This is a genomic window from Kaistella antarctica (genome assembly GCF_900109615.1).
GTDB classification, from domain to species: domain Bacteria; phylum Bacteroidota; class Bacteroidia; order Flavobacteriales; family Weeksellaceae; genus Kaistella; species Kaistella antarctica.
Genome location: NZ_FOIX01000003.1, coordinates 575,952 through 601,247 on the forward strand (window position 1 = coordinate 575,952; position 25,296 = coordinate 601,247).

23 protein-coding genes and 1 pseudogene are annotated in these 25,296 nt (G+C 36.4%); 9 read left to right on the forward strand and 15 right to left on the reverse strand.

Annotated features, from left to right (window positions below; all coding sequences use genetic code 11):
• Positions 1 to 8: 8 nt before the first annotated feature.
• The 3 genes and pseudogenes from BMX49_RS14895 to atpD form a co-directional block, all read right to left on the reverse strand.
• Positions 9 to 1,301, reverse strand: a pseudogene (locus BMX49_RS14895) (erythromycin esterase family protein).
• A 352-nt stretch (positions 1,302 to 1,653) separates the two neighbouring features.
• Positions 1,654 to 1,935, reverse strand: a complete 282-nt coding sequence (locus BMX49_RS11180; RefSeq protein ID WP_034720793.1) for a FoF1 ATP synthase subunit delta/epsilon — start codon at positions 1,933 to 1,935, stop codon at positions 1,654 to 1,656.
• A 79-nt stretch (positions 1,936 to 2,014) separates the two neighbouring features.
• The gene (atpD, locus tag BMX49_RS11185; RefSeq protein ID WP_034720795.1) at positions 2,015 to 3,523 is read right to left on the reverse strand and encodes a F0F1 ATP synthase subunit beta; all 1,509 of its coding nucleotides are present in this window, start codon (positions 3,521 to 3,523) and stop codon (positions 2,015 to 2,017) included.
• Positions 3,524 to 3,665: 142 nt separating this feature from the next.
• On the opposite strand from atpD, the gene BMX49_RS11190 reads away from it, so the two are divergent.
• Positions 3,666 to 4,586 (forward strand): bifunctional riboflavin kinase/FAD synthetase, encoded by a 921-nt coding sequence (locus tag BMX49_RS11190; RefSeq protein ID WP_051803849.1) that lies wholly within the window; start codon positions 3,666 to 3,668, stop codon positions 4,584 to 4,586.
• Here the strand turns inward: BMX49_RS11190 and BMX49_RS11195 are convergent.
• Complete coding sequence (locus BMX49_RS11195; protein WP_034720797.1) at positions 4,583 to 4,936, reverse strand: MmcQ/YjbR family DNA-binding protein; 354 nt, start codon at positions 4,934 to 4,936, stop codon at positions 4,583 to 4,585. The two genes, BMX49_RS11190 and BMX49_RS11195, sit on opposite strands and share 4 nt — an antisense overlap.
• 100 nt (positions 4,937 to 5,036) lie before the next feature.
• On the opposite strand from BMX49_RS11195, the gene BMX49_RS11200 reads away from it, so the two are divergent.
• Positions 5,037 to 5,690 (forward strand): NAD(P)H-binding protein, encoded by a 654-nt coding sequence (locus BMX49_RS11200; RefSeq protein ID WP_034720801.1) that lies wholly within the window; start codon positions 5,037 to 5,039, stop codon positions 5,688 to 5,690.
• Positions 5,691 to 5,809: 119 nt separating this feature from the next.
• Here the strand turns inward: BMX49_RS11200 and frr are convergent, their stop codons facing one another.
• Entirely contained in the window at positions 5,810 to 6,364 is a 555-nt protein-coding gene (gene frr, locus BMX49_RS11205; protein WP_034720803.1) for a ribosome recycling factor, read from the reverse strand.
• 59 nt (positions 6,365 to 6,423) lie between these two features.
• Positions 6,424 to 7,131: a UMP kinase gene (gene pyrH / locus BMX49_RS11210; RefSeq protein ID WP_034720805.1), complete on the reverse strand. Its 708-nt coding sequence runs from the start codon at positions 7,129 to 7,131 to the stop codon at positions 6,424 to 6,426.
• Positions 7,132 to 7,269: 138 nt separating this feature from the next.
• Between pyrH and porQ the strand changes: the two genes are divergently transcribed.
• From porQ to BMX49_RS11235, 5 genes are all read left to right on the forward strand, one after another.
• Positions 7,270 to 8,268, forward strand: a complete 999-nt coding sequence (gene porQ / locus BMX49_RS11215; RefSeq protein ID WP_034720806.1) for a type IX secretion system protein PorQ — start codon at positions 7,270 to 7,272, stop codon at positions 8,266 to 8,268.
• A gap of 174 nt (positions 8,269 to 8,442) precedes the next feature.
• Positions 8,443 to 9,117, forward strand: coding sequence for a (d)CMP kinase (cmk, locus tag BMX49_RS11220; RefSeq protein WP_034720808.1), 675 nt, complete (start codon positions 8,443 to 8,445; stop codon positions 9,115 to 9,117).
• A 107-nt stretch (positions 9,118 to 9,224) separates the two neighbouring features.
• The gene (locus tag BMX49_RS11225) at positions 9,225 to 9,608 is read left to right on the forward strand and encodes a YtxH domain-containing protein (RefSeq protein ID WP_034720810.1); all 384 of its coding nucleotides are present in this window, start codon (positions 9,225 to 9,227) and stop codon (positions 9,606 to 9,608) included.
• Between the two features lie 79 nt (positions 9,609 to 9,687).
• Complete coding sequence (locus BMX49_RS11230) at positions 9,688 to 9,996, forward strand: phage holin family protein (protein ID WP_034720813.1); 309 nt, start codon at positions 9,688 to 9,690, stop codon at positions 9,994 to 9,996.
• A 2-nt stretch (positions 9,997 to 9,998) separates the two neighbouring features.
• Positions 9,999 to 10,496 carry a hypothetical protein gene (locus BMX49_RS11235; RefSeq protein WP_034720816.1) on the forward strand — a complete coding sequence of 166 codons (498 nt, stop codon included), beginning with the start codon at positions 9,999 to 10,001 and terminating at the stop codon, positions 10,494 to 10,496.
• A gap of 25 nt (positions 10,497 to 10,521) precedes the next feature.
• On the opposite strand, the gene BMX49_RS11240 is transcribed toward BMX49_RS11235, so the two are convergent.
• Positions 10,522 to 11,250 carry an RNA methyltransferase gene (locus tag BMX49_RS11240; protein ID WP_034720819.1) on the reverse strand — a complete coding sequence of 243 codons (729 nt, stop codon included), beginning with the start codon at positions 11,248 to 11,250 and terminating at the stop codon, positions 10,522 to 10,524.
• Here BMX49_RS11240 and tamL point away from each other — a divergent pair.
• Together tamL and BMX49_RS11250 are read left to right on the forward strand one after the other, a co-directional pair.
• Entirely contained in the window at positions 11,236 to 13,803 is a 2,568-nt protein-coding gene (tamL, locus tag BMX49_RS11245) for a translocation and assembly module lipoprotein TamL (RefSeq protein WP_081864378.1), read from the forward strand. The two genes, BMX49_RS11240 and tamL, sit on opposite strands and share 15 nt — an antisense overlap.
• 68 nt (positions 13,804 to 13,871) lie before the next feature.
• A complete protein-coding gene (locus tag BMX49_RS11250) occupies positions 13,872 to 16,094 on the forward strand; it encodes a M20/M25/M40 family metallo-hydrolase (RefSeq protein WP_034720820.1) in 2,223 nt (740 codons plus the stop codon).
• Positions 16,095 to 16,255: 161 nt separating this feature from the next.
• On the opposite strand, the gene BMX49_RS11255 is transcribed toward BMX49_RS11250, so the two are convergent.
• From BMX49_RS11255 to BMX49_RS11295, 8 genes are all read right to left on the reverse strand, one after another.
• Positions 16,256 to 16,435, reverse strand: a complete 180-nt coding sequence (locus tag BMX49_RS11255; RefSeq protein ID WP_034720823.1) for a hypothetical protein — start codon at positions 16,433 to 16,435, stop codon at positions 16,256 to 16,258.
• A 293-nt stretch (positions 16,436 to 16,728) separates the two neighbouring features.
• Positions 16,729 to 17,292, reverse strand: coding sequence for a Riean_0653 family protein (locus BMX49_RS11260; RefSeq protein WP_126337103.1), 564 nt, complete (start codon positions 17,290 to 17,292; stop codon positions 16,729 to 16,731).
• Between the two features lie 75 nt (positions 17,293 to 17,367).
• Complete coding sequence (locus tag BMX49_RS11265) at positions 17,368 to 18,042, reverse strand: hypothetical protein (protein WP_034720826.1); 675 nt, start codon at positions 18,040 to 18,042, stop codon at positions 17,368 to 17,370.
• 526 nt (positions 18,043 to 18,568) lie between these two features.
• On the reverse strand, positions 18,569 to 21,181 hold the full coding sequence (locus BMX49_RS11275; RefSeq protein ID WP_034720831.1) for a DNA gyrase/topoisomerase IV subunit A: 2,613 nt from the start codon (positions 21,179 to 21,181) through the stop codon (positions 18,569 to 18,571).
• Positions 21,181 to 21,669, reverse strand: a complete 489-nt coding sequence (locus tag BMX49_RS11280; RefSeq protein ID WP_034720833.1) for a hypothetical protein — start codon at positions 21,667 to 21,669, stop codon at positions 21,181 to 21,183. Before BMX49_RS11280 ends, BMX49_RS11275 begins: the two co-directional genes overlap by 1 nt.
• Positions 21,670 to 21,691: 22 nt before the next feature.
• Entirely contained in the window at positions 21,692 to 23,584 is a 1,893-nt protein-coding gene (locus BMX49_RS11285; RefSeq protein ID WP_034720835.1) for a DNA topoisomerase IV subunit B, read from the reverse strand.
• Positions 23,585 to 23,738: 154 nt separating this feature from the next.
• Positions 23,739 to 24,284 carry an NADPH-dependent FMN reductase gene (locus BMX49_RS11290; protein WP_034720836.1) on the reverse strand — a complete coding sequence of 182 codons (546 nt, stop codon included), beginning with the start codon at positions 24,282 to 24,284 and terminating at the stop codon, positions 23,739 to 23,741.
• 135 nt (positions 24,285 to 24,419) lie between these two features.
• Positions 24,420 to 25,217 (reverse strand): T9SS-dependent choice-of-anchor J family protein, encoded by a 798-nt coding sequence (locus BMX49_RS11295; RefSeq protein WP_034720838.1) that lies wholly within the window; start codon positions 25,215 to 25,217, stop codon positions 24,420 to 24,422.
• Positions 25,218 to 25,296: the final 79 nt, after the last annotated feature.

A 25,296-nucleotide genomic window follows, 5' to 3' on the forward strand; every position in this document is an offset into this window, starting at 1 on the left:
AAAAGGGGTCATTTTTCTAAAACTTTCAATGCTGTAGTTTTCTTAAAGAAAAACAAGGCATCATAACGCATAGGAATTACTGTCGGTACAAATTGTCTTTCGTCTCTGGTAGGATTGTATACTACTCCTACTGCTCTATTACCCATTATTTTTAGATTTTTCTCCTCTCGGTCTTTCTGATCAAAAATCATATAGAATTTTTCGTCAGCTATTTTATTCAATCTATATTCAATACTATTTGGAATGGCAGGCGGAATGCTCATTTCCTGCATGGGCGAACCCCAACCAGATCCTGCAATTACTTTACCTTCAAAAGTAGTAAAGCCGATTAACAATACCTTATCGGCGCCCATGTCTTCACGGCTAAGCTGCCCAATATTCTTCTCTTCCCGTTTTTGCATACTGGAATATTTTGCATCGCCAATATGCGTATTGTGTGCCCAAACTATTCCTTTAGCATGATCTCCATAAAACGCTAATAAATCATTAACAGTTGCATGCATATGATGAACTCTTGAGTTCCAAGAAGCAGGTCCGTCTGAAGCTAAGCTCTCGCGGTAAAATTCCTCTGCATTTTGCACGACAATGCTATTCTGTAATAAGTAAAATTAAGTATCATCTGGAAGTGCTTTCAATTTCACTCGATTATCCCTTACATAATCCACTACATTTTTGGTAGCTATCGCACACTTCTTTTTACCAGCACGAATTGCATCCGCATACTTCCAACTATCGCCGATATGTGGTGCGAAACATCCGTACTGATTTTTCACATACTTATAAGCAGCTTGATCCGTAGTCTTAAGTAATTCTAAGACCACTTTTTTCGAGTTCCATTCATCATAAACATCCATGCCATAAAAGCCAACTTTTTTATTTTGGGGTAATTGATCATTATGATTTCTAAGCCATTCAGCGAGCTCTACAACCTCTTCATTTGCCCACATCCAGGTTGGCCATCGATCCAATTTTAGTAAGACTTCTTTGGCGTTACTAGCGGCACCGGGTACATTTTTCACATAATTGTTAAGATGGGATAAACTAGCGAAATCACCTTCTACCGCAATGAAATTAAAATTCTGTTCCGCGATTAGCCTTCTTGAGATCTTGTCGCGCCAAAAATAATATTCGTGGGTTCCATGACTCGCTTCGCCTAGTAAAACTAGCCTCTTATCCACCGTCGCATCTAGAAGCGAATTTAAACTCGATGCATCTTTTAGCGGAATAACTTTATGTTCAAAATTTTGAGCGCAAGAAAACAAACTGGATAAAATCATTAAAAAACCTATTAAATGTTTCATGAATAACGTATTTATATGATCATCAATATAACGATTATTAAAGTAAGTTGAAATTGATTCAGGTTTGAGTTTTTTAAAGTTTCGCTATTTTTCATTAAATCTATTAAGGATTATAATCTGGAGATTCTAAGGATTTGGATATTTTAGGAATCTCGGTGGTAACAAATAATTTGTCTTATTTGTGAATCTTGTTTGCGACTCCGCTTGAACGGATCTTTTTGCGAAACGTAATGGAGCAAAAAAGTCGTAGTACTTCTACAAGCTCAGGAATTGTCGGCCAAAAAAAACCATTCAAACCAAAAAAATCCCGTCCTTATTATAAGACGGGATTTTTATATAGATAAGAAGATTCTTATTCGGCGAGAATAATTCCTTTATTATTACTGAATTCTACCACTCCACTTTTCATTTCAAAAGAAAATACGCTTTCCTTTTCGCTTTCTTTGGTGAAATGCTGACTGTATTCCTCTTTTATTTCATTGGTGAACACTTTTATTTTTCCTCCGTTTAGCGAAGTAACAATAGCGGCGTGATCTTTCATGATATGGAACTCACCATTTTTTCCGGGAAGCAAAACGGATTTTACTTCACCTTCAAAAACTACAAACTCCGGAGTTAAAATTTTGATATTCATTTTCTTTGGGTTCTAGATTATGGGTTGTAGGTTGTAGGATTAGTGAACTATGACCTAAAACCAATTACCTAAGTCCTAATTATGCGTTTTCCGCTAACATTTTTTCACCTGCTTCAATCGCTTCTTCAATCGTTCCTTTCAAGTTAAAAGCAGCTTCAGGTAAATGATCTAACTCACCATCAATGATCATATTAAATCCTTTGATGGTATCTTTGATATCTACCAATACTCCTTTCAATCCTGTAAACTGCTCTGCAACGTGGAAAGGTTGAGACAAGAATCTCTGCACTTTTCTTGCACGATAAACTGATAGTTTATCATCTTCAGAAAGCTCTTCCATTCCTAGAATCGCGATGATATCTTGTAACGCTTTATATTTTTGAAGAATTTCTTTTACTCTTTGCGCACAGTCATAATGTTCGTTTCCTAAAATTTCAGGAGTTAAGATTCTAGAAGTGGAAGCCAATGGATCTACTGCTGGATAAATTCCTAACGAAGCAATTTTTCTGTCTAATACTGTTGTTGCATCTAAGTGAGCAAACGTCGTTGCCGGCGCTGGGTCAGTTAAATCATCCGCAGGAACATAAATTGCTTGTACCGAAGTAATGGAACCGTTTTTAGTTGAAGTAATTCGCTCTTGCATTGCACCCATTTCCGAAGCCAAAGTTGGTTGGTAACCTACTGCTGAAGGCATTCTTCCTAATAGTGCAGATACTTCAGAACCCGCTTGTGTAAAACGGAAGATATTATCCACGAAGAATAAAACGTCTCTTCCTTGTCCTTGTCCGTCACCATCTCTAAAATATTCAGCGATTGTAAGACCAGACAAAGCAACTCTAGCTCTTGCTCCAGGTGGCTCATTCATTTGTCCGAAAACGAAAGTACATTTACTGTCTTTCATTTCTTCCAAATCTACTTTAGATAAATCCCATCCTCCCTTTTCCATGGATTCCATGAATGCATCACCATATTTGATAATACCTGATTCTAGCATCTCTCTCAAAAGGTCGTTTCCTTCTCTGGTTCTTTCACCTACACCGGCAAAAACAGAAAGTCCACCGTGACCTTTCGCAATATTGTTAATTAATTCCTGGATTAGTACTGTTTTACCAACACCTGCTCCTCCGAACAAACCAATTTTTCCTCCTTTAGAATAAGGCTCAACCAAGTCAATTACTTTAATTCCTGTAAAAAGAACTTCCGCCGACGTTGATAACTGATCAAATTTTGGTGCTTCTCTGTGAATTGGCAATCCGTTTTCTTTCGAAACTTGCTGAATTCCGTCAATCGCGTCTCCAACTACATTAAACAATCTACCATAAACTGCCTCACCTGTTGGCATCGTTATTTGTCTTCCTTGTGAAATAACTTCAAGACCTCTTTGAAGTCCGTCTGTTGCGTCCATCGCGATACATCTTACAGAATCTTCACCAATATGTTGTTCTACTTCAAGTATAACTTTATTACCATCAGCTTTCGTAATTTCCAAGGCATCATAGATGTTTGGAAGTTCTGCCGCATCTGAAAAATGGACATCGATTACTGGACCGATAATTTGAGAAATTTTTCCTTTAAGTTGGTTTGCCATTGCTAATTTTTTTCTTGGTGCAAATATAATGATTATTGTCAAATTTGCAATTGGTTTAAAAGAAGATTTTTGTCATATTTGCACAAAGTTACTTTAACGCTATTTTTACAGCAATATCCCCCACTCTAATTAAGAATTTCAGTTGATTATTACAGAAAACTTTATCGGTTCACTTCCCCAAAATCCTTTAGCACTTTCGATTGGGATGTTTGATGGTGTTCATTTTGGACATCAAAGTATTATCAAAAAACTTAAGTCCATTTCTGAAACTAAAAACCTGGAATCTGCTATTCTTACTTTTTGGCCTCATCCTAGAAAAATCTTTAATCCAAACGATGATTTAAAATTATTGAACACCATCGAGGAGAAAAAATATTTGCTTCAGAAAAATGGATTGCAGCATTTATTCTTAAAAGAGTTCGATCAGGATTTCAGAAACTTAACAGGTGAAGAGTTCGTTAAAAAGATTTTGGTTGAAAAACTTCAAGTAAAACATTTGATTGTTGGTTATGATCACACTTTTGGTAAAAATAAAAGTGGTGATTTCTTATTATTAAAGGAAATGGGTCCCGAGTTCGGATTTGAAGTGGAACAAGTGGAAGCGGTAAATCATAAAAACTTTAACATCAGTTCCACGCAAATTAGAAATGCCTTGTCCCATGGCAATGTTCTTTTGGCGAATGAAATGCTGGGTTACAACTACTCTATTTCTGGAACGGTTGTTCATGGTAAAAAAATTGGTCGCACGATTGGGTATCCAACAGCCAATATTGAAGTTGATCCTATTAAATTACTGCCGAAAAAAGGAGCATATATTGTTGATGTATTTGTAAGGGATTGCCATTATAAAGGAATGTTGAGCATCGGCACCAATCCTACCGTAAATGGAACGAAAGTTTCAGTGGAAGTTTATATTTTAGATTTTGATGAAGATATTTACGGCCAAAAAATCTCCGTCAACTTCAGAGAATTTCTTCACGAGGAAATTAAATTTAATGATCTGGCGGAATTGATGGTTAGATTACATGAGGATAAAAAGCTAACTGCAGAATTTAATTTTTAAAGTTTCAATAATTCTTCTTTCATTTTCATTGTTAAAGATTTCACTACTAAATCGTAAGAATCATCAATTAATTCCAAGATTAATTCCTTCTTCAAACCTTCACATAGCACCGAATTCCAGTGCGTTTTATTCATATGATACGCACCTTCAATTTGAGAATATTGTTCGCGGAGTTCTGCACTTTTTTCGGGATCAGCTTTTAAAGAAATAGTTAATGGTTGCTTTTCTAAAGGAATTAGGGCAAACATTTTTCCGGCAACTTTTAAAACCAAAGTTTCGGGATTAAACGGAAATGTTTCTTCTACTCCTTTTTTTAATTGGCAATGTTCTAAAACTTCAGTAATATTCATAATTATTTGTAAAACCTGATTATTATAACGTGAATAGAAACAAATTTAGTAAATTTAAGATTGCGAAAATTATTCTTGACGTTCCATTAAAACAAAAATTATGAAGGCTCTAATAATAGGCGCGACTGGCGCAACTGGAAAAGACTTGGTTCATCAACTTCTGCAGGATCCTGATTTTAAAGAAGTTCATGTATTCGTCAGAAAACCTTTGAAAGTAGAAAACGAAAAACTTAAAGTTCACCTCGTAGATTTTGAAAAACCCGAAGAGTGGAAGAATTTGGTAAAAGGAGACGTGGCCTTTTCCAGTTTAGGAACTACATTGAAAGTTGCTGGCAGTAAAGATGCTCAGCGCAAAATTGATGTTGATTATAATGCCCAATTCGCAAAAAGTGCCAAGGAAAACAACGTTGAAGATTTTATTTTGGTTTCCGCTTACGGTGCCGATCGCAACTCCAATATGTTCTACTCTAAACTGAAAGGGGAATTAGAAGAAAAAATTAAAGAATTACATTTCAATCAACTAACTATCTTTCAACCTGGAATGTTGGAGCGTAAAAGTTCTGATCGCTTTGCTGAAGTTGCGGGTGCGAAAGTAATTATCTTTCTTAATAAATTTGGTTTGCTTAAAAGTCAGAAGCCTCTACCAACCAATATTCTGGCTAAAGCAATGGTCAACGCTTCTAAAATTAAATCGAAAGGATATTCTAAAATTAAGTTGGGGAACATCTTCAGTTTTGCTGAAAAGCATAATTAATTTAAATAACAAAAGCCGTAAAGATCTTCAGTTCAAAATTTCGAGAATTCAGGATAACCTTTAGAATAAAAAAGCCGTTTCAACAAAATTGAAACGGCTTCTATATAATATGGAAAGTATTACACTTTCATAATTTCAGCTTCTTTTACTTTAGCTTGTTCATCACACATTTTGATGTATTTATCGGTCAACTCCTGAATTTTCGATTCTTCATCTTTAATGATATCTTCAGAAACTCCGTCTAATTTACGAAGCTCTTTCATCCCATCTTGACGAGCGTTTCGAACGACTATTTTAGTAGACTCTGCTTCAGATTTGGCTTGTTTTGCCAATTCACGTCTTCTTTCCTCCGTTAATGGTGGAACATTCAAAATAATATTCTCGCCATTATTAGAAGGCGCAAAACCTAAGTTAGAATTGATGATTGCTTTCTCAATTGCTCCAATCGCAGTTCGATCCCACGGCTGGATAGAAATTGTCATCGCATCGGGAACCATCACATTGGCAACTTGGCTCAGCGGTGTTGGCGCGCCATAATATTCAACCATAACATCTTGTACCATTGTGGTAGAAGCGCGTCCGGCTCTAATTTTCTGAAAAGCATGTTCCAAATGTTTAATGGCGGCATCCATTTCCTGCTTGACCATATCTACAATAAGTTCTAATTCTTCCATTGTATCTTAAATTTCTATTTTAATATTTTATTTGAAGCACTCAAAAATAGGGTAATTTTTTATAAATTCACTAATGTTCCGATGGTTTCACCTTGAACTACTTTCAATAGATTGCCTTCTTTATTCATATCGAAAACAATAATGGGTAAATTATTTTCTCTGCTTAAAGTAAACGCCGTCATATCCATTACTTTCAAATCTTTTTCGAAAACTTCGGCGTAGGTTAAGTTATTAAATTTAACAGCATCAGCATTTTTTTCTGGATCAGAATCATAAATTCCATCGACTCTTGTTCCTTTTAAAATAACATTGGCATCAATTTCAATTGCACGCAAAGTTGCCGCAGTATCAGTTGTGAAATACGGATTTCCCGTTCCAGCCCCGAAAATAACTACTCTGCCTTTTTCTAAATGACGCACTGCTTTTCTTTTAATGAATGGTTCGGCCACTTTATCCATTTCGATTGCACTTTGTAAACGGGTGAAAATGCCAGCATCTTCTAAAGCTCCTTGTAAAGCCATTCCATTGATTACCGTCGCCAACATTCCCATGTAATCACCTTGAACTCTATCCATTCCTTTCGCCGCACCAGCTAAGCCCCGAAAAATATTTCCGCCACCGATTACAATCGCTACCTGACAACCGATATCGACCACTTTTTTTATTTCTGCTGCATATTCTTTCAATCGGTCATTATCGATTCCGTACTGGCGGTTTCCCATTAACGCCTCGCCACTTAATTTTAGAAGAATTCGTTCGTATTTCATGTTTACAATTTTATTACTTTTTTTTTGCGGTACAAATATAAGGAAACACAAATAATTTCGTTAATAGATTTATATTTACACCGAAATTATTTTTGAAAAGTACTTAAATATATTATTTTCGCATCTTTACCAAATCAATTGAAAAAAATTACCGCATTTTCCACGATACTTATTGCTGGCTTACTGACTGCTCAGGAAGGAACGAGTGTTTACCCTTTTCTGAATATTCCTGCGTCTGCCAGACAAGCGGCCCTGGGTGGTGATGCCGTGTCAATTAGGGATTTTGATGTAAGTTTTGCAGCCGTAAATCCGGGTTTAATGAACTTGGAACAAAGCGATATGATTTCGGTTAACTACGCTAATTATCTTGCCGGTTCGCAATACGGTACAATCAGTTATGTGAAAGATTTGGAACAAGGTCATCTGATTGGTTTCAATGCTCGTTATATGGATTACGGCAAAATGCCCAGAACCGATGAGAGTGCCACAATCGACGGAGAGTTTGGGGCGATGGATGCCTCGATTGGACTTTCCTACGCTTATCAGTTTGATGAAGATTTCACCATCGCAGGTGGAACTAATTTTATTACTTCAAAAATTGACAACTACACTTCTATGGCCGTGGTTGGAACAGCTGGAGTTACTTATCATAATCAAAAAAGTAAAGAAACAATTGCGTTAGTTTTTCGAAATTTCGGCTACCAATTCAAATCATTTAATGGAACGCGGGAAAATGTAGCCTTTCGTATAGATTTGGGCTACACCAAGATTTTAGATGAATTTCCTTTAGCCTTTACAATCACGGCACACGATTTACAAAAACTCAATATTTCCCAAGATTTTAATAATAATGGACAGGAAATTAACTGGAGTCGTAAGGTTGCCGATCACTTTTCATTAGGTGCCGAACTTTTCCCAGAACAGGCTTTCAACATTCGTTTAGGCTACAATGTACGGCGCGGAAATGAACTCGCTGTTTTGGATCAAAGAAGTTTTGCCGGTTTATCTGCGGGCTTCGGAATTAAGATTTCAAGTTTCCGGTTTGATTACGCTCATGTGAGGTACCACAATGCTTCCAATGTTAATTTATTCGGCGTAACACTAGACTTAATCGAAGTTTCTGGAAATAGAAGATAATTTTCTTTAGAATAAATATTTATTAAAAAAGTTCCTTTCAAACAAGAAGGAATTTCTTGTATTGTAATATGTCAAATTGACTTATAGAGTTCGATAATAGAAGCATTTTTTTTAACCACTGAGTAGTTCTACAATTAACTTGTACCCTTCAAAAATTTTCAGGAAATTTGTCTTATGAGAAAACCTGTAATTGCTATCGACGGCTACTCTTCTACTGGCAAAAGTTCGATTTCTAAAATTATCGCTCAGAAACTGGGTTTGGTACATTTAGATACCGGAGCGCTTTACCGTGGGATCACCTATTTTGCTTTAAATAATTGCCTCGGCGCTAATGGTGAAATCAATTTATCAGATCTCTTCAACAGGTTTAATGAAATTCAATTAGAATTCAAACTAGTCGATACCGAATTGGTGATGTTCCTGAATGGACAAGATATTTCTACAGAAATTAGAACCAATCAAATCTCACAAAATGTAAGTTTAATTGCCAGCCAAAAAGAAGTGCGCGATTTTTTACTCGATGCTCAACGAAGTATGGCTGAAAAAGGCGGCGTGATCATGGATGGACGTGACATCGGTACCGTAATTCTGCCTAAAGCAGATTTTAAGTTCTTTCTGACAGCAAGTATTGAAGAACGGACAAAAAGACGCTTTCTGGAATTAAAAGGTTTAGGCATTGAAACCGATGAAAATAGCGTCCGAGAAAACCTTGTTTCTCGAGATAAGACAGATAGCGAACGAGCGGTTGCTCCTCTAAAAAAAGCAGAAGATGCCATTGTTATTGACAACTCTAATTTCACCAAAATTGAAACAATTGATTTGATATTGTCTCACCTTAGTCACTTTTAACATATTTTAAGACTGTTGCTTTTTTCTTTGGTATATTAATTGTAACTTTAGAAGAGACGGAGAAATCCATCACCCAAAATTTATTAACTATTAAAAAATTAACTAAGATGTCAAAGAAAGGTAGTAACGCAGCAAGTGTATTAGCAGGTTTATTAGCAGGAGCAGCAGCAGGTGTTGTTCTTGGAATGCTTTACGCTCCAGAAGAAGGTGCAGAAACAAGAAAAAAAATCAAAACTAAAGCTGGTGATTTGAAAGACCAAGCGGTTGATCAATACGGTAAAGTTTCTGAGAAAGCAAAAGAGCAGTATGAAGACGTGTCTGGAAAAGTAAAAAATCAGTACGATAGTATTTCTTCTCAAGTTAAAGAAACTACTGATAAAGTAGTTAGCTCTGTAAAAGAAGGCTATGACAAATACAAAGATCAAGCAATCGCTACAACGAAAGAAGTTGCAGAAGACGTTGAGAATAAATTAGACGGAATGAGATCGTAATTTCTACGACAATTTATTCCTATAAAATAAAAAGGAACTTAGTTTAAGTTCCTTTTTTTGTAACTTTAAAAAAAATATTATGGTTGACATTATAAAAGAGTTCGCCTCAAAAAAAATAGACTTGCTAAAAATGGAAGCGACTGAAAAGTCCTCCGTAACAGTAGGAACATTAAGCTATTTGATCATTGCAGCAGTTGCGGCTTTATTCTTCATCATCCTATTAAATATTGGTTTAGGTTTATTGATTGGTTCTTGGCTCGGAAATTATGCGTACGGAATTTTGATAATGGCAGCGTTCTATTTGTTGATCATCATTATCACCTTTGCTGCTCGAAACTCCATTAAAAATAAGGTGGCCGATAAAATTATTAACTTTATAAATTCCTAAAGATGAGTACTAAATATAATAGTTTGGAGGAACTTAGACGCAAGAAAGCTCTATTGAAAAAAGAGGTTGCCGATTTAGAAGATCTTTTAACTTTCGATAACACCAAAGAAAGTTTAAGTGCCTTAACTCATGGCTTTACCGATAAATATTTGGAGGAAGAAATCGATGAAGACGGTGAAACCACGGTATCTTTGAAAACAAATGAAATTGTAAAAGAAATTTCTGGATCCATTAAAGATTCTATCTTTAGTAGAAGCAGTGTTTACGGTTTTGCAAAAAGCGAGGCAGGAGTAAGTATTGTTGAAAATGCTTTGAAAATTGGCGCGGTTACCTTTGTTGGAAATTATGCTAGAAAGAGTCTTTATGACAAGAGCTGGAAGAAGAAGTTAATAGGTTTAGCCCTAATTTATCTTGCACCTATGGCACTTCGATTTATCAGACAAAAAATTGATCAGTATCAGAAAAGTAAAACTACTTCGAGTTTTGAACAACTCATATAAAATATAAAGTCGGATTTTTTCCGACTTATTTTTTGTTAAAAATTTGACCTAAAATAATTCCAGCCGACATCGCGACATTTAAACTTTCTGTGGCTTGTGATTTGCCAAAACGTGGAATGGTTATTTTATCAGTCAAGAGATTTTCGATCTCAGGCCGAATTCCATTACCTTCATTGCCGAGAACTAAATTAAATTTTTCTGGAAATTCAAAATCATAGAAATCAGTTCCAGCCATATCGGTTCCGATAATTAAGTTTGTATTTGTGGGAATATAATTTTCCAAGTCAGTATAAACAATTTTTACCCGGAGAAAAGAACCCATACTTGCCTGAATTACTTTCGGATTATAAAAGTCCGCAGTATCTTCACTACAGATGATTTGAGAGATGCCGAACCAATCGGCTAACCGAATAATCGTTCCCAAATTTCCAGGATCCTGAATTCCGTCTAGAATCAATTGAACGCCAGTTTCCCTCTCCATAAATTCTTCCTTAAGTTCACATACTGCGACCGAATCTTTTGGGTGTTGCAAGAAACTAATCTTTTTTAAATCAGCTTCTGAGATTTCTGTGGTGATAAGGTTTCCAACTGATAATTCTGTAGGAGCCACCGAATAAATATCGTGGATTTTGTAGTGAGAATTTGGTATTTCTTTGATCGTTTTATTGCCCTCAACCAAAAACAAATTGTATTTTTGTCTGAATTTCTTTTTATCAAGAGACTGTAAAATTTTTATTTTATGAGCCGTAAGCATTTTTCAAAATATTTTCAAAAGTATTACTTATTTTTTTCATCTGCAATCACTATTCTTTTTTTGTATGCTTGTAGTACAACGAAAAAAGTTCCTGATGGTGAATTTCTTTTGACCAAAAATAACTTTAAATATGAAGATGGAAAAGTACATGATGATGAAGTAGAAACGCACGTAAGTCAAAGACCAAATAAAAAACAGCTTTTTATCTTACCAGTCGGTTTGTGGATGTATAATGCGACAGATCCAAAATACGATTCGATTCTCGCCGAATACATGACTTACCCCACCGAAATGAGAAATCAAAAACTTCGGGATTCTCTTTTCGTCCAGTTTAATCATCCAGAATATGTGGGCAAAAGTCTTTTGTTTGAAAGGTTTTTACAGAGTATCGGTCAGCCACCTGTGATTTTAGATCAAGGTAAAACAGAAGAAAGCGCCAACTCCGTTAGAAAGTTTTTAGTTTACAAAGGATATTGGGATACGTATGTGAAATACAGTCACGATCTTGATTCTGCCGCTAAAAAAGCACAGGTCAATTATTTAATCACCCATAAAGATCCGACCAATATCAGTGATTACTATTACAATATTCCAGATAGTAACATTAAAAATATTTATGAGCGAAATCTTACCAAGAGTTTAGTTCGTGGTAAAAAAATCCTGGATCAATCGGTTCTGGAAAGAGAAGTAAAAAGGATCAATGATTTAATGCGGGATGAAGGTTATTATAAATTTAATAATTCCAATGAAGAAATTTATTTTACCGCAGATACTTTAAAAAGCCGGAAAAATGTTCCTCTGACAATGGATATTCACAAAGACTCGCTGGATTCTCCCTATAAGTTGACAACTATTGGTAACATCAAGGTTCATCTATTGGAAAAATTATCAGATTCTGTAGATACCGTGAAAGACTCTTTGTTAAGAATCAATTTTTACAAACTTGACAATCAATACAAAACATTGTCTTTGTGGCGACCTATTATCTTACGACCGGGCGACGTTTATGATCAGGGAAATTTAGATTTAACCAAACGTAACATCGCCGCGATGAACAATTTCAGCATTATAAAATATGATGAAACACTTCGTAAACAAAGCGACAGCATTCTTGATGTTAGTTATTATTTGGCGCCGCTTCCAAAATACGATTTGAAAGTTGCGACCGATCTTAATTATTCTCAGATTTTAAATTTCGGTGTTTCGCCGTCTATTGATCTTACCAGCCGTAATATTTTCGGTGGCGCAGAAAACTTAACCACCGGTTTGTCTGGGATTTTTGGCTCCGTGGTGAGTTCCAAAAGCACCGATAAGCGGGCGCTCGCTTACGAAATCTCCGCGCAGGTAGCGCTGAATTTTCCGCGTTTACTCCTACCATTTCAAACCTGGAAAGTGGTGCCTAAAAGATATTCGCCCTACTCATCCATTATTTTAGGTACATCAGTTCAGGATAATATCGGATTAGGACGAGTTAACTTTAATGCAAGTTTAAATTATTTTGCTAATGCTAATGATATCGTATCGCATCGTCTTTCGATCTTCAACACGCAGCTAAGTTTGACTCGAAATAAAGACCGTTATTATGATTTCTTCCCGCGCGATCAAGATGTTCGTGATAAAATTTTCCAAATTTATTCGCCTTCGTTGTGGCAAGATTTCCGAGATGGTTTAATTACGTCTGATGAGTTTTCAACCACCATTGTTGACGATCTCAATTTTCAACAATCGTTAGGGGGCGAGGATTTATCTGACCTCAATACTTTTCTGCAATCATTAATTAACAAGGATCGGCAAACGCAGAACATCCTGATTTCTTCTATGATTTATAATTTTACTTATAATGAAATTGGCAAAAAAGACCGACCGAATCCTTTCTACTTTAATGGAAAATTTGAAATGGCCGGAAATGTCTTCAGCATCTTTAACAGCAGTAGAAAAGAAGACGGAATTGTCTCTGGGTCTTCAAAAACCATTTTTAATATACCCTATTCTCAATTCGTAAAATTTGATTTTGATGTCAGAAAATATTTCACTTTTAATAATGAAAAACAAACGCTGGCATTAAGACAATTTATTGGAATCGGAATTCCTTACGGAAACTCTTCCTCGATGCCTTTTGTAAGATCTTACTTTAATGGTGGGTCAAATGATATCAGAGCTTGGCGTGTATTCGGCGGTTTGGGTCCGGCCGATTCCCAACTTGATGAGAAAGTTCGCTCCTACGTGATGGACAATGTGAAATTGACGACCAACATTGAATACAGAATGCCGTTTACTAAAATGTTTGAAGGCGCTGCCTTTGTCGACGCCGGAAATATCTGGAGTTTGAAAGATTCTGGATTTGGCGATGAGTTTAAGTTTAATAAATTTATTTCTCAAATGGGTGTCGGGACTGGTCTAGGGCTTAGAATTAATGTGGCCTATATCACGCTCAGATTAGATGCTGCTTACAAAGTTTATGATCCGAACAAACCGATGGGCGACCGTTGGGTCATCAGCAAATGGCAACCGCTGAAACCGGTTCTCAATTTCGCTTTTGGGTATCCTTTCTAAAAATACAATCGCAGATTATTCTGCGATTTTTTTTGCTACATTTGTTAGGACTCAAAAAACAAATCCGTATGAATTGGTCAAAATCTATTTTAAAAATTACGTTTTTAAGCGTTTCTCCCCTTATATTTTCACAAGAGCATAACCTTCGAAATATTCAAAAACTAACTTTCGGTGGCGATAATGCAGAGGCTTATTTTTCGCCAGACAGTAAGAAAATAACGATGCAGGTGAGCAATCCTTTAATTGGAGCGCACTGCGACCAAATTTATCTGCTGGATCTTTCCAAAAAGAATATTGGCACCAAAGACCTTCAGTTGATTTCAAATGGCGAAGGTCGCACAACGTGTTCCTTTTTTATGCCTGATGGCAAACATATTCTCTACGCCTCTACTTTTGAAGCCAATAAAGAATGTCCACCAAAACCTGCGCCGCGTGCTGATGGAAAATATTTGTGGCCAGTCTACGCTGAATTCGATATATACATCGCTGATCTTAAAGGAGAAATAGTTAAGAAGCTGACCAACGAACCTGGCTATGATGCTGAAGCTGTTGTTTCTCCCGACGGAAAATACATCGTTTTTACTTCGAGCAGAAGCGGCGATTTGGAACTTTGGCGAATGGATATTAATGGTAAAAATTTAAAACAATTAACCTCTGGTTTAGGCTATGATGGCGGCGCTTTCTTTTCCCATGATTCCAAAAAATTAGTTTTTCGTTCTTCGCGACCGACGACTCCCGAAGATATTAAAGACTATAAAGATTTGTTGGCGCAAAATTTAGTCGCGCCCACCAATATGGAAATTTATACCATGAATATTGATGGAAGCAATTTAAAGCAAGTCACTCATTTAGGCAAAGCGAATTGGTCGCCCTATTTTCATCCGTCTGATAAAAAGATTTTATTTTCCTCCAATCATCATTCCACAAGAGGCTATGATTTCCAGATTTATTCGGTCGATCTTGACGGAAACAATTTAAGACAAGTAACGTATGAAAGTATGTTTAATGCTTTCCCGATGTTTTCGCCCGATGGAAAAAAACTAGTCTTCTCCAGCAATCGTGAGGGCGATAAACCAAATGAAACCAATGTTTTCATCGCAGATTGGGTTGATACCGATTCAGCCGAAAATGTCTCCGAGGAAAATTTAAGAAATCATATTACCTATTTAGCTTCTGACGATTTACAAGGCAGATTGGCGGGAAGTCTCGGCGAGAAAAAAGCCTCCGAATATCTTGTTAAAGAATTTAAAAAGCTGCAATTAAAACCTTATGTTGGGACAGATTATATTCAACCCTTTGAATATTCAGTAAAACTAAATCCGCATGAAGATGGATCTTCCGTGAAGATCAATGCCAGAAACGTCATTGCTTATTTAGATAATAAAGCAAGCAAGACCATCCTCATTGGTGCTCATTACGACCATCTTGGGTTGAATGAACATCACAACTCTACTTTGATGAATTCTAACGGCCAAATCCACAATGGTGCTGATGATAACGCCTCTGGTGTTTCTGCCGTTTTAGAATTAGCTCGACAATTTTCTCAAAATAAAACCATTGAGAAAGCCAACTATATTTTCGCGCTTTTCTCGGGTGAAGAAGATGGTTTAATGGGTTCAAAATATATGGCCGATCATTTACCAGCTGGAAGAAAAATCGATCTAATGATTAATCTCGATATGGTCGGTCGTCTCAATAAAGACGAAGATTTATCTGTAGGTGGCGTGGGAACTTCTCCCCTATTTCCAGATTATATTCATCGCTACAAACCCGCCGGAATCAACTTGGCCATCGACAGTTCTGGCGTTGGACCATCAGATCATACCAGTTTTTATTTAAAGAATATTCCGGTTTTATTTATGTTCACGGGCACGCACAGCGATTATCACAAACCGACCGATGATACCGACAAAATTAATTTTAAGGGAGTCCGAATGATTACGAATTACGTTTTCGGTTTAGCCAAGGCTTTATCGGAAGCTGAAAAAATCCCTTTTACCAAAACCAAAATGTCGGAGAGTAAATCCGTTCCCAAATACAAAGTGACTTTAGGAATTATGCCAAGTTATGCCGATACCAAAGACGGCTTGCACATCGATGGTGTTACCGAAAACCGACCAGGCTCGAACGCGGGAATGCTGGCGGGTGACGTTTTAACCAAAATCGGCAAATGTGAAATTAAAGAAGTCTATTCTTACATGGACTGTCTGGCGAAAGTCAATTCGGGGGAGGAAATTCCCGTAACGGTTTTGCGGGAAGGCAAAGAAGTGATCTGGAAAGTGAAGTTCTAGGTTTTCTTATTTGAAAAGACAACTTGAAAAGCGTTTCGTCATCATTTGGCGAGACGCTTTTTTTTGAATTTATCATAAAGATATCTTGACTTAGTGGGTTGCCCAGTTTTCAGTATCGACGAGCTTAAAATAGATTCTTCCGAGCGCATCAAAACTCCATCCTAGTGAATCAAAGAGCCATCCCAGTGAATCAAAGAGCCATCCCAGCGAATCAAAGAGCCATCCCAGTGAATCAAAACCCCATCCCAGTGAATCAAAGAGCTATCCCAATGAATCAAAACCCCATCCGAATGAATCAAAGAGCCCAATCCTGAAATCAAAATATGTTTGAAGTGAATCAATATATTTTTTGAGTAAACTGAGAAGACTTCCAGCGTAAAAAGGCCATAAATGCAGGGTTTTCAATCAGAAAGGAAGTAATTGAAGGAGTACACCGACTTGTTCCCGAAAAAAAATTGACATCGTTTTCGACCTAAATTAAAGCGATGCTACAATTTTATTTAAAGATGAATTGAAAAAAAATCTGATTGTGGAACGCGGAAATGGTTTAGAATTTCTGATTAAAATAAGATTATTAAAAAACCGTATCTTCAAATAATGAAGCGACGGTTAAAATTTATAAATACTTCGAAGGCTATTTTATCTTAATATCAAATCGCCCGTCTTTGAGAGTGATCTTATTACCGTCATCGTCATAGAGCTCACCCGAAAACGTACCTGAAATAATACCGCTTTCAAAATCTAATTTACGAAGGGTCACCTTGCAACTATTTTTTTTGGCGTAAAACTTTTTGACTGAGTTGCCCTCCACTATTTTTTGAACATAGATCTGTGGCCATTTCGGATAATCCTCGGTGAAATAATCTCCTGTACGATTTAAAATTCCGATATCCATAAAAAAAGTAAATCCGTTTTTTAGGGGAACATTTTTTAGGGCTAATGAAAAACTATCGTTGCCCTTTGATTCAATAAATGTACTGCCTAAGGTAACATTTAAACCTTTAATAATCCCCGGTCCGCCGTAGGATTGATTGATACCATCCTTGGGAACAAGAACAAATTCCTCGATGATAACGCCGGCAGTATTTGCGCCGATTTCTGTAAGGGCGGGTAAGATATCCGTCTGCGGTTCCTCCTCTCTTTGCGAACAACCGAGCAGAATAAAAAATAAACAAAAGGAAAAAAGATTTTTCATCATTAATTGATTTTTAATGGCAGGTTTCACATTATTTCACCTTAAAGTAGCTGCTGAAACAGAGGGAAAATTCATAAGTTATTGCAACCTCCACAATTTCCCATTCAAATCATCGAACCCAATAATGCCATAATTATAATCATAGTAAACGATATTCACATTGCGTGGGCGAATCGGCAACTGATTTTCAGCCCCGATTACGACAGTTTTATTTGATTTAAAAACCATCACCTTTGAATATGTTTTGCCGCCAAAAGTCATTGGATACAAAACGCTGTTGAAATCTAAATAAAGGTAGCTACCACCATTCCATAAAGGAAAATCAATCCACCCCGAAAATGTTGGTGTACCAGTGATTGGTGGATCAACATTGTAATTAGATCCCAACGGGTATTTAGAAATATTGATGGTGCTTTTCGCCCTTAGATCATTATCAACATACCACATCGAAATTTCCTGTCGGTCGTAAAAGAAATGTTTGATCGAAGAACTACTCGACAAATTTCCAGTTGAATAGGCAGTTTTACCGAGCTCTGATCCTTTTACTTTAAAGGTGATCACATCGCCATCTTGATTTTTATAAACAATTTGATCATCAACCTTGGGTGCAATTACCAAGTTCGCTCTCTCACTATCCCTGAATTGATAATAGGGTAATGCAGCTTCTAAATCACTATTAGCTTCTCCCCGATCGCAACTTGCTAAAAATAACGTTCCGAAAACTAAAAGCAATTTGATTATTCCACTTTTCATAATAGTTGTTTTTTTAAGTTAATAGTATAGATTACTTATTTATGGGTAAATATAAAAGAATCTGACTTACCAAAAATTGATTTAAATCAAGATTGAAGGTTTTTATTTTATGATCCAGAAGCGTTCAAATTGTAAAAAGATAATTACGTATAGGTTTAAATTTTAATCTAAGATGAAAGCAATCCTGATCATCACTTTATTTCTATCACCTCTAGAGTACTGCAAAAGAAAACTTCTCAAAGGGAGATTCTTGCAATTTACTTTTTGATAATCTTAATAATTTCCCGCGTTTAATCTTTTAGAAAAAATTTCACCGAAATAAACGCCTGCCTTAAACTGAGAGAAATTAAGTTCCGCGGAAAGGTAATGAAAGATAAACCTATTTTGGTCCGTAGAAAAAGCCATGTCCAGAGCTCTGGCGGCAGCCGGTTTCGGATTGAAAATTTTGAATTCATGCTGCCCAAATACCAGACTCACTGAAAATAGAAATACCAGGAGTAAAAATTATTTCATTTATTTAATTTAATTATTCTTCCGGAAATTCGAACAAGTCACCAATGGTACCTTCTTCAGGGAAGTCTTCATCTTTTACATCTTCATCGATAAAACTAATGTGACCTTCGGTAGATTCGACAACATCAAAACCTTCATGAATTTCTTCTTCAGCATCGGGAATGGTGATGTTAATGGATTTTACTTTGTCTTTGATAAATTGATTGCCGATGGCTTTAATTCCTTTCACGGTAATGAATTCATCGATGTTAATAGTTTCCGGCTCTTTTTCTACTCCTTTTACCTTCGCAAAAGTAATTTCGGCGGTGGCATTATTGGCAACCAGAATATTTTCAACAAAAGATTTCGGATGGTCAGATGGCATGAATTGTTGCACATTGATGGTGTTCTCTAGCAAGAATCTTTTAATAAAGTAAATCTGCTTATCGCCATCGAAATAAATGCAGGTAATCGGTTGCGCAGGTTTCCATTTTTCGAGAATTAAATAATCGTCATCGAAACGGTTACCTAATTCGAAACTCACCAATTTCGCTTCTCCTTGCGCGTTGATGGTTAAAATTTTATCGTCACCTTTAAAAGTTCCCAGCAAAGTTCCGCGAGCATCAGCATTTAATCGTCGCACCGTATCATCAAACCAAATTTTTCTCGGCGCCAAAGTGGAGTGACCTTCTTCCTTTAAATCTACTTTTTTGATGGTATATTTAGTCACCAAATTCCCTTTTGAATCGCGACCTTTTATGGCTAAATCAGAAAAGTCGATATCGATTTTGTTTTTTCTAACGCGGGCATTTGGTTTCAACAAGACCGTTACTTTTTCGGCTTCCCCATTGGGATTGGCTGAAAAATATAACATGTCTGAACCCTTTTTATCAGATGCTAATTTGTAATCGGTATTTCGGGTAACGCCCGTGACAGAAAAACGCTTCATGTAATAGGAGCCGTCTTTCCCTTCGCGATAAATCATATTGTAAACCGTGCGTTTATCGTTCTTTTTCCAAATGGCAACGTGCACCACATTTTTTCCGATAAAGGTTTTGGCTTCTACTTTCACCACTTTCATGGTACCATCTTTTTGGAAAGTAATAATATCATCGATATCAGAACAGTCGAATAAAAACTCGTCTTTTTTGAGTGAAGTTCCTACAAAACCTTCTTCCCAGTTAACATAGAATTTCTCATTAGCCACGGCCACTTTCGAAGCATCGATGGTGTCGAATATTCTGAGCTCCGTTTGGCGTTCTCGTCCTTTGCCGTATTTCTTTTGAATATTTAGATAATACTCAATCGCATACGGAATCAAATGTTCCAAATTATGTTTAACCAGCTCTATTTTCGCTTCAAGTGCGACAATATTTTCCTTGAATTTATCTAAGTCAAACCTAGAAATTCTTTTGATTCGAATTTCGGTTAATCTTAAAATGTCTTCTTCAGTTACGGTTCTTAATAAATGAGTTGTGTGAGGTTTCAATCCTTTGGCAATGGTTGCAATAACTTCATCCCAGGATTTAACTTCCTCGATATCGTGGTAAATTCTATTCTCAATAAAAATTCTTTCCAAAGAAGAAAAATGCCAGTTTTCCTGCAACTCATGGAGTTCTATTTGCAGTTCTTTTTTAAGCAGAGAAACCGTGTGCTCTGTGTTTTGTCTGAGGATTTCAGAAACATTGAGGAACATCGGTTTATTGCCAACAATCACACAAGCATTTGGCGAGATTGGGATCTCGCAATCGGTAAAAGCGTACAAAGCATCGATGGTTTTATCCGGCGAAACATCATTGGCCAGGTAAATATTAATCTCAACAGCATCTGAAGTATTGTCTTCAATTTTCTTGATTTTAATCTTTCCTTTTTCGTTGGCTCTAATGATGGAATCAATTAAATCACCTGTGTTTTTTCCAAAAGGAAGTTCATTAATGCACAGGGTGTTTTTATCTTTCTGAATAATTCTGGCGCGGGCACGTATTCGTCCGCCGCGTTCGCCATCATTATAATTAGAAACATCCAACATTCCACCAGTAATAAAATCTGGGAAGATTTGAAATTTCTTGCTTTTTAAATGAGCGACAGAAGCATCAATTAATTCATTAAAATTATGAGGCATAATCTTGGTCGAAAGTCCAACCCCAATTCCCTCTACTCCCGAAGCTAATAATAACGGAAACTTTACGGGTAAATCGATAGGTTCATTATTTCGGCCGTCATAAGATTTTGCCCAAACAGTTGTCTTGGGATTGAAGACGACTTCCAGCGCAAAAGGCGTTAATCGCGCTTCAATATACCTTGCGGCCGCGGCGGAATCTCCCGTGAAAATATTTCCCCAGTTTCCTTGGTTATCGATCAATAATTCTTTCTGACCAATTTGCACCATGGCGTCGGTAATCGACGCATCACCGTGTGGGTGGTATTTCATAGTGTTTCCCACGACATTGGCCACTTTATTATATCGGCCATCTTCGAGCTCGCGCATCGAGTGCATAATTCTTCTTTGCACCGGCTTGAATCCATCAAATATAGAAGGAATTGCACGATCTAAAATTACATATGAGGCGTAATCTAAAAACCAGTCTTTGTATAGACCGGAAACTTTTCTCAGGGATTCTTCTTGGTGATTATCTTGCTCTTCCATTAACTACTAGGCTCTCTCTTTCGTTCTTTATTATTTTTAATGACTTTACTGAGGGAAAATTTTAAGTCATTTAATTCTTTTTTCGTGAGGTAGGAAATATCATATCTTAACGTAATGTTGTGGCTTTTTTTACTCGAGATGGACACATACAATCTTTTTAAAATTATGATGTTAACCACGTCATACTTCAGTAATTTATATTTGGGAAACTCATCGCTTAGATGTTTATCTAAAAATAAAACGACATTTCTGTTTTTAAAATTCAATGCCTCTCCATCACTGTCATATTCAAAAATTTGTCTTCCTCTAGCATAAAATAAGGTGATACAGCCGATCGGAATAATCAGAAACAACCACTGCGCCCACCCGAAATAATCATAAACAAAATATTCCAAGAGGAAAGCACCTACTCCAAATATAAAAAGCATAATAACCAAGGTACCGAGGAAATTAAAATAACCAGCTTTGGTTTTGTTATTAAGTCTCATTTATCAGGTTTCTTTGATCATTTTATTTTTCTTCGCTCTCCGCTTCAACTAACGTTTCTTTTTTATCAATCTCCGGATCCTCTACCACTAAGTTTTCCAGAATAAACAGCTGGCGATCTGGTGTGTTTTTCCCCATATAAAATTCTAGGAGCTGCTCAATAGTCTGGTCTTTTCCAATAACGACGGGTTCTAACCGAATATCTTTGCCAATAAAATGTTTAAACTCATCTGGCGAGATTTCTCCCAGACCTTTAAAGCGGGTAATTTCGGGATTTTTTCCTAAATCTTCTAAGGCTTTTACCCGTTCAAGTTCCGAATAACAATATCTCGTTTCTTTCTTATTTCTAACTCTAAATAAAGGCGTTTGTAAGATGTACAAATGTCCGTTTTTAATTAAATCAGGAAAGAACTGCAAAAAGAAAGTAATCATTAACAATCGAATGTGCATTCCATCAACATCGGCATCTGTCGCGATGATTACGTGATTGTAGCGCAAATCTTCTAAAGATTCTTCAATATTTAACGCCGCTTGGAGCATATTGAATTCTTCATTTTCATACACCACTCTTTTGGTCAAACCGTAACAGTTCAAAGGTTTTCCTTTTAAGGAAAAAACGGCTTGCGTTTCCACATCTCTAGACTTGGTAATTGAGCCAGAAGCAGAATCTCCCTCGGTAATAAAAATCATCGAATCGCCTTTTCTTAAGGCCTTTTGATCGTTATAATGTTGTCGGCAATCGCGTAATTTTTTATTGTGCAAAGAGACTTTCTTTGCTCTTTCACGTGCCAACTTTTGAATGCCCGAAAGTTCTTTTCTTTCTCGCTCAGAAACAATGATTTTGCGGTGTATCGCTTCTGCAATATCCTGATTTTGATGCAGGAAATTGTCGAGTTTATTTTTTAAGAAATTGGTAATGAACGAACGAACGGTTTCTTTTCCAGGCTCCATTTCGTTAGAACCCAGTTTCGTTTTTGTTTGAGATTCAAAAACCGGTTCGATGACTTTAATCGCAACGGCGGCGATAATTGACTTTCGAATGTCGGCTGCCTCAAAGTTTTTATTGAAATATTCGCGAATAGTTTTCACATATGCTTCTCTAAAAGCATTCAAGTGTGTTCCACCTTGCGTAGTATTTTGTCCGTTTACAAAAGAGAAATAAGTTTCCGATTGTGATTTATCAGAATGCGTGATCGCGACTTCAATATCGTCATCTTTTAAATGAATGATTGGATATAAAATCTCCCCTTCAATCTCTTCCTGAAGCAAATCTTTCAATCCATTTTCAGAGAAATAGGTTTCGCCATTAAAAATTATTTTCAAACCCGGATTCAGGTAGCAATAATTTTTGAGCATTTTATCGATATACTCTTTTCTAAATTTAAAGTGGGTGAAGATCGTAGTATCAGGAATGAAGGTAATTTCGGTTCCGTTACGATCTGTAGATTCAGCTTCGGCGAATTCTTCCGTAATCAATCCTCGAGAAAATTCGGCCATCTTCATTTTGCCATCTCGAATAGATTTCACTTTAAAAAATTCTGAAAGAGCATTCACTGCCTTGCTTCCTACTCCATTTAAACCAACAGATTTCTTAAACGCTTTCGAATCATATTTTCCACCGGTGTTCATCTTAGAAACTACGTCAACGACTTTGCCTAGAGGAATCCCACGGCCATAATCACGAACGATAGCTTTGCCATCGTCAATTTTAATTTCGATTCTTTTTCCCGATTTCATGACGAATTCATCAATTGAATTATCGATGATTTCTTTAAGCAAAATATAGATTCCGTCGTCAGCCGAAGAACCATCGCCCAATTTACCAATGTACATTCCCGGCCGAAGTCGGATATGCTCTTGCCAGTCGAGGGTTCTGATGTTATCTTCGGAATAACTAACTACGGTGTTTTCGCTCATTGGTTTTAGAAACTACTTTTTAAATTCAGTAACTCACAAAAATAGGGAAAGGAAACTGATTTCTAAAATATTTTTGAAAAGTTTTCGACAACTTATATCAGTAACGATGATAGAACTTTGAGTTCTATTTTTAACGGGGAATTTTGAAATTAATTTAAAAACGGTTGACCCATATTTCAAAAGCTTCTAGGAAAGTTTTCATGAATTTTTCAGTTTTTTCATTGACGGTAACGCCGTCTTCCAGCAATTTGTCTTTGATCTGACCAATGTACGCTTCAGGTTGCTGCATCATTGGAATATTTAAAGAAACTGCTGCTTCACGAATAGTTTGATTAGCACCTAAACCACCAATTAAGCCAGGAGAAACGGTCACTACTGCACCTGGTTTTCCTTTCCAAGAGTTTTCTTTTGGAGGGCGGGCTCCGATTTCCATGGCATTTTTTAAAACGCCTGGAATTGTTCGATTGTATTCTGGAGATACGAATAAAAACGCATCAGCATCATCGAGTTGCTTTTTGTAATCAAGCCATTCTTGCGGAGGATTATTTTCAATGTCTTCATTAAAGAAAGAAAGCTCTTTTATTTCAACGATTTCTAACTTTAGATTGTCGGGAGCAAACCGAATGAATTCATTGGCTACTTTTCTATTAAACGACTCCTTGCGTAAACTACCGACGATCAATGCTACTTTTTTCTGCATACTTTTAAATTTGATTGAAAGATAAACATAATGATTTAAAAACTATTTTTTTAAAGAAACAAATGCAAACTTCTTCACAAATAAAAAAGTGAAAGAATTAACTTTCACTTTAAAACTTATATTTTCTATTTGGAATTATTTCTTGATAAACTTTTTAGAAATCACCTCATTTCCGGTGTAGACATTTAGGATATATTGACCTGAAGAAAGTTTTCTAACATCAATATCTGAGTTAAATGTTTCAACAACTTTTTTACCACTCATATCAAAAATACGAACAGATTGCAATTCTTTTACATTCTGAATTTTGATAAAATCTGAAGCTGGATTTGGATAAATAGAAACCACTGCTGTTTTAGAATCTGAAACTGCTAATGAACTTTGCAGAATTTTTACATTATCAATTCCAATATAATAAACATCTGTACAATCATAATGTCTGAAAACAACTTGAACTTCTTGACCTTTAAAAGAAGAAATATCAACCGACACGGTTTTGGCTGCGAGGTAATAGCCATTATCTAAAGTTTCTTCAAAAACTGGCGTTTCAGTTCCCGTAAACGTGGCGCCTGCAGGAATAACATACACGGCGTAATGCTCGTCAAAAACTTCATCATCACCAGCGGCCACTTTAAAAGATAATTCTAAATTTCCAGTTGCTGGTAGCGTAATTGCGGGACTGGTCAATGTATTATCTGGGGTAAAGGCACTAAAATACCAAGAAAACGAAGCTGCGAAAAATCCTTGAAAAGAATCAACATCATCTGCCGTAGCGTCATAATAATCCCAAGTATCAAGATCACCATCACGATCTCCAATAGTCCAAAGAGCTCTACTTGCTGGTGATTCAAAATCTTCCTCAAACACGGTAGTTTGTCCGTAATAAAATGCTGCTAATCCTAAGCTAGAAGCCAAAAGTAATTTTTTAATCATATTAATTTTTTTAGGTTTTAAAGGACTAATATAGAAAAAAAAAGTTTACCGAAAATTCAGTAAACTTTTTTGATTCTAA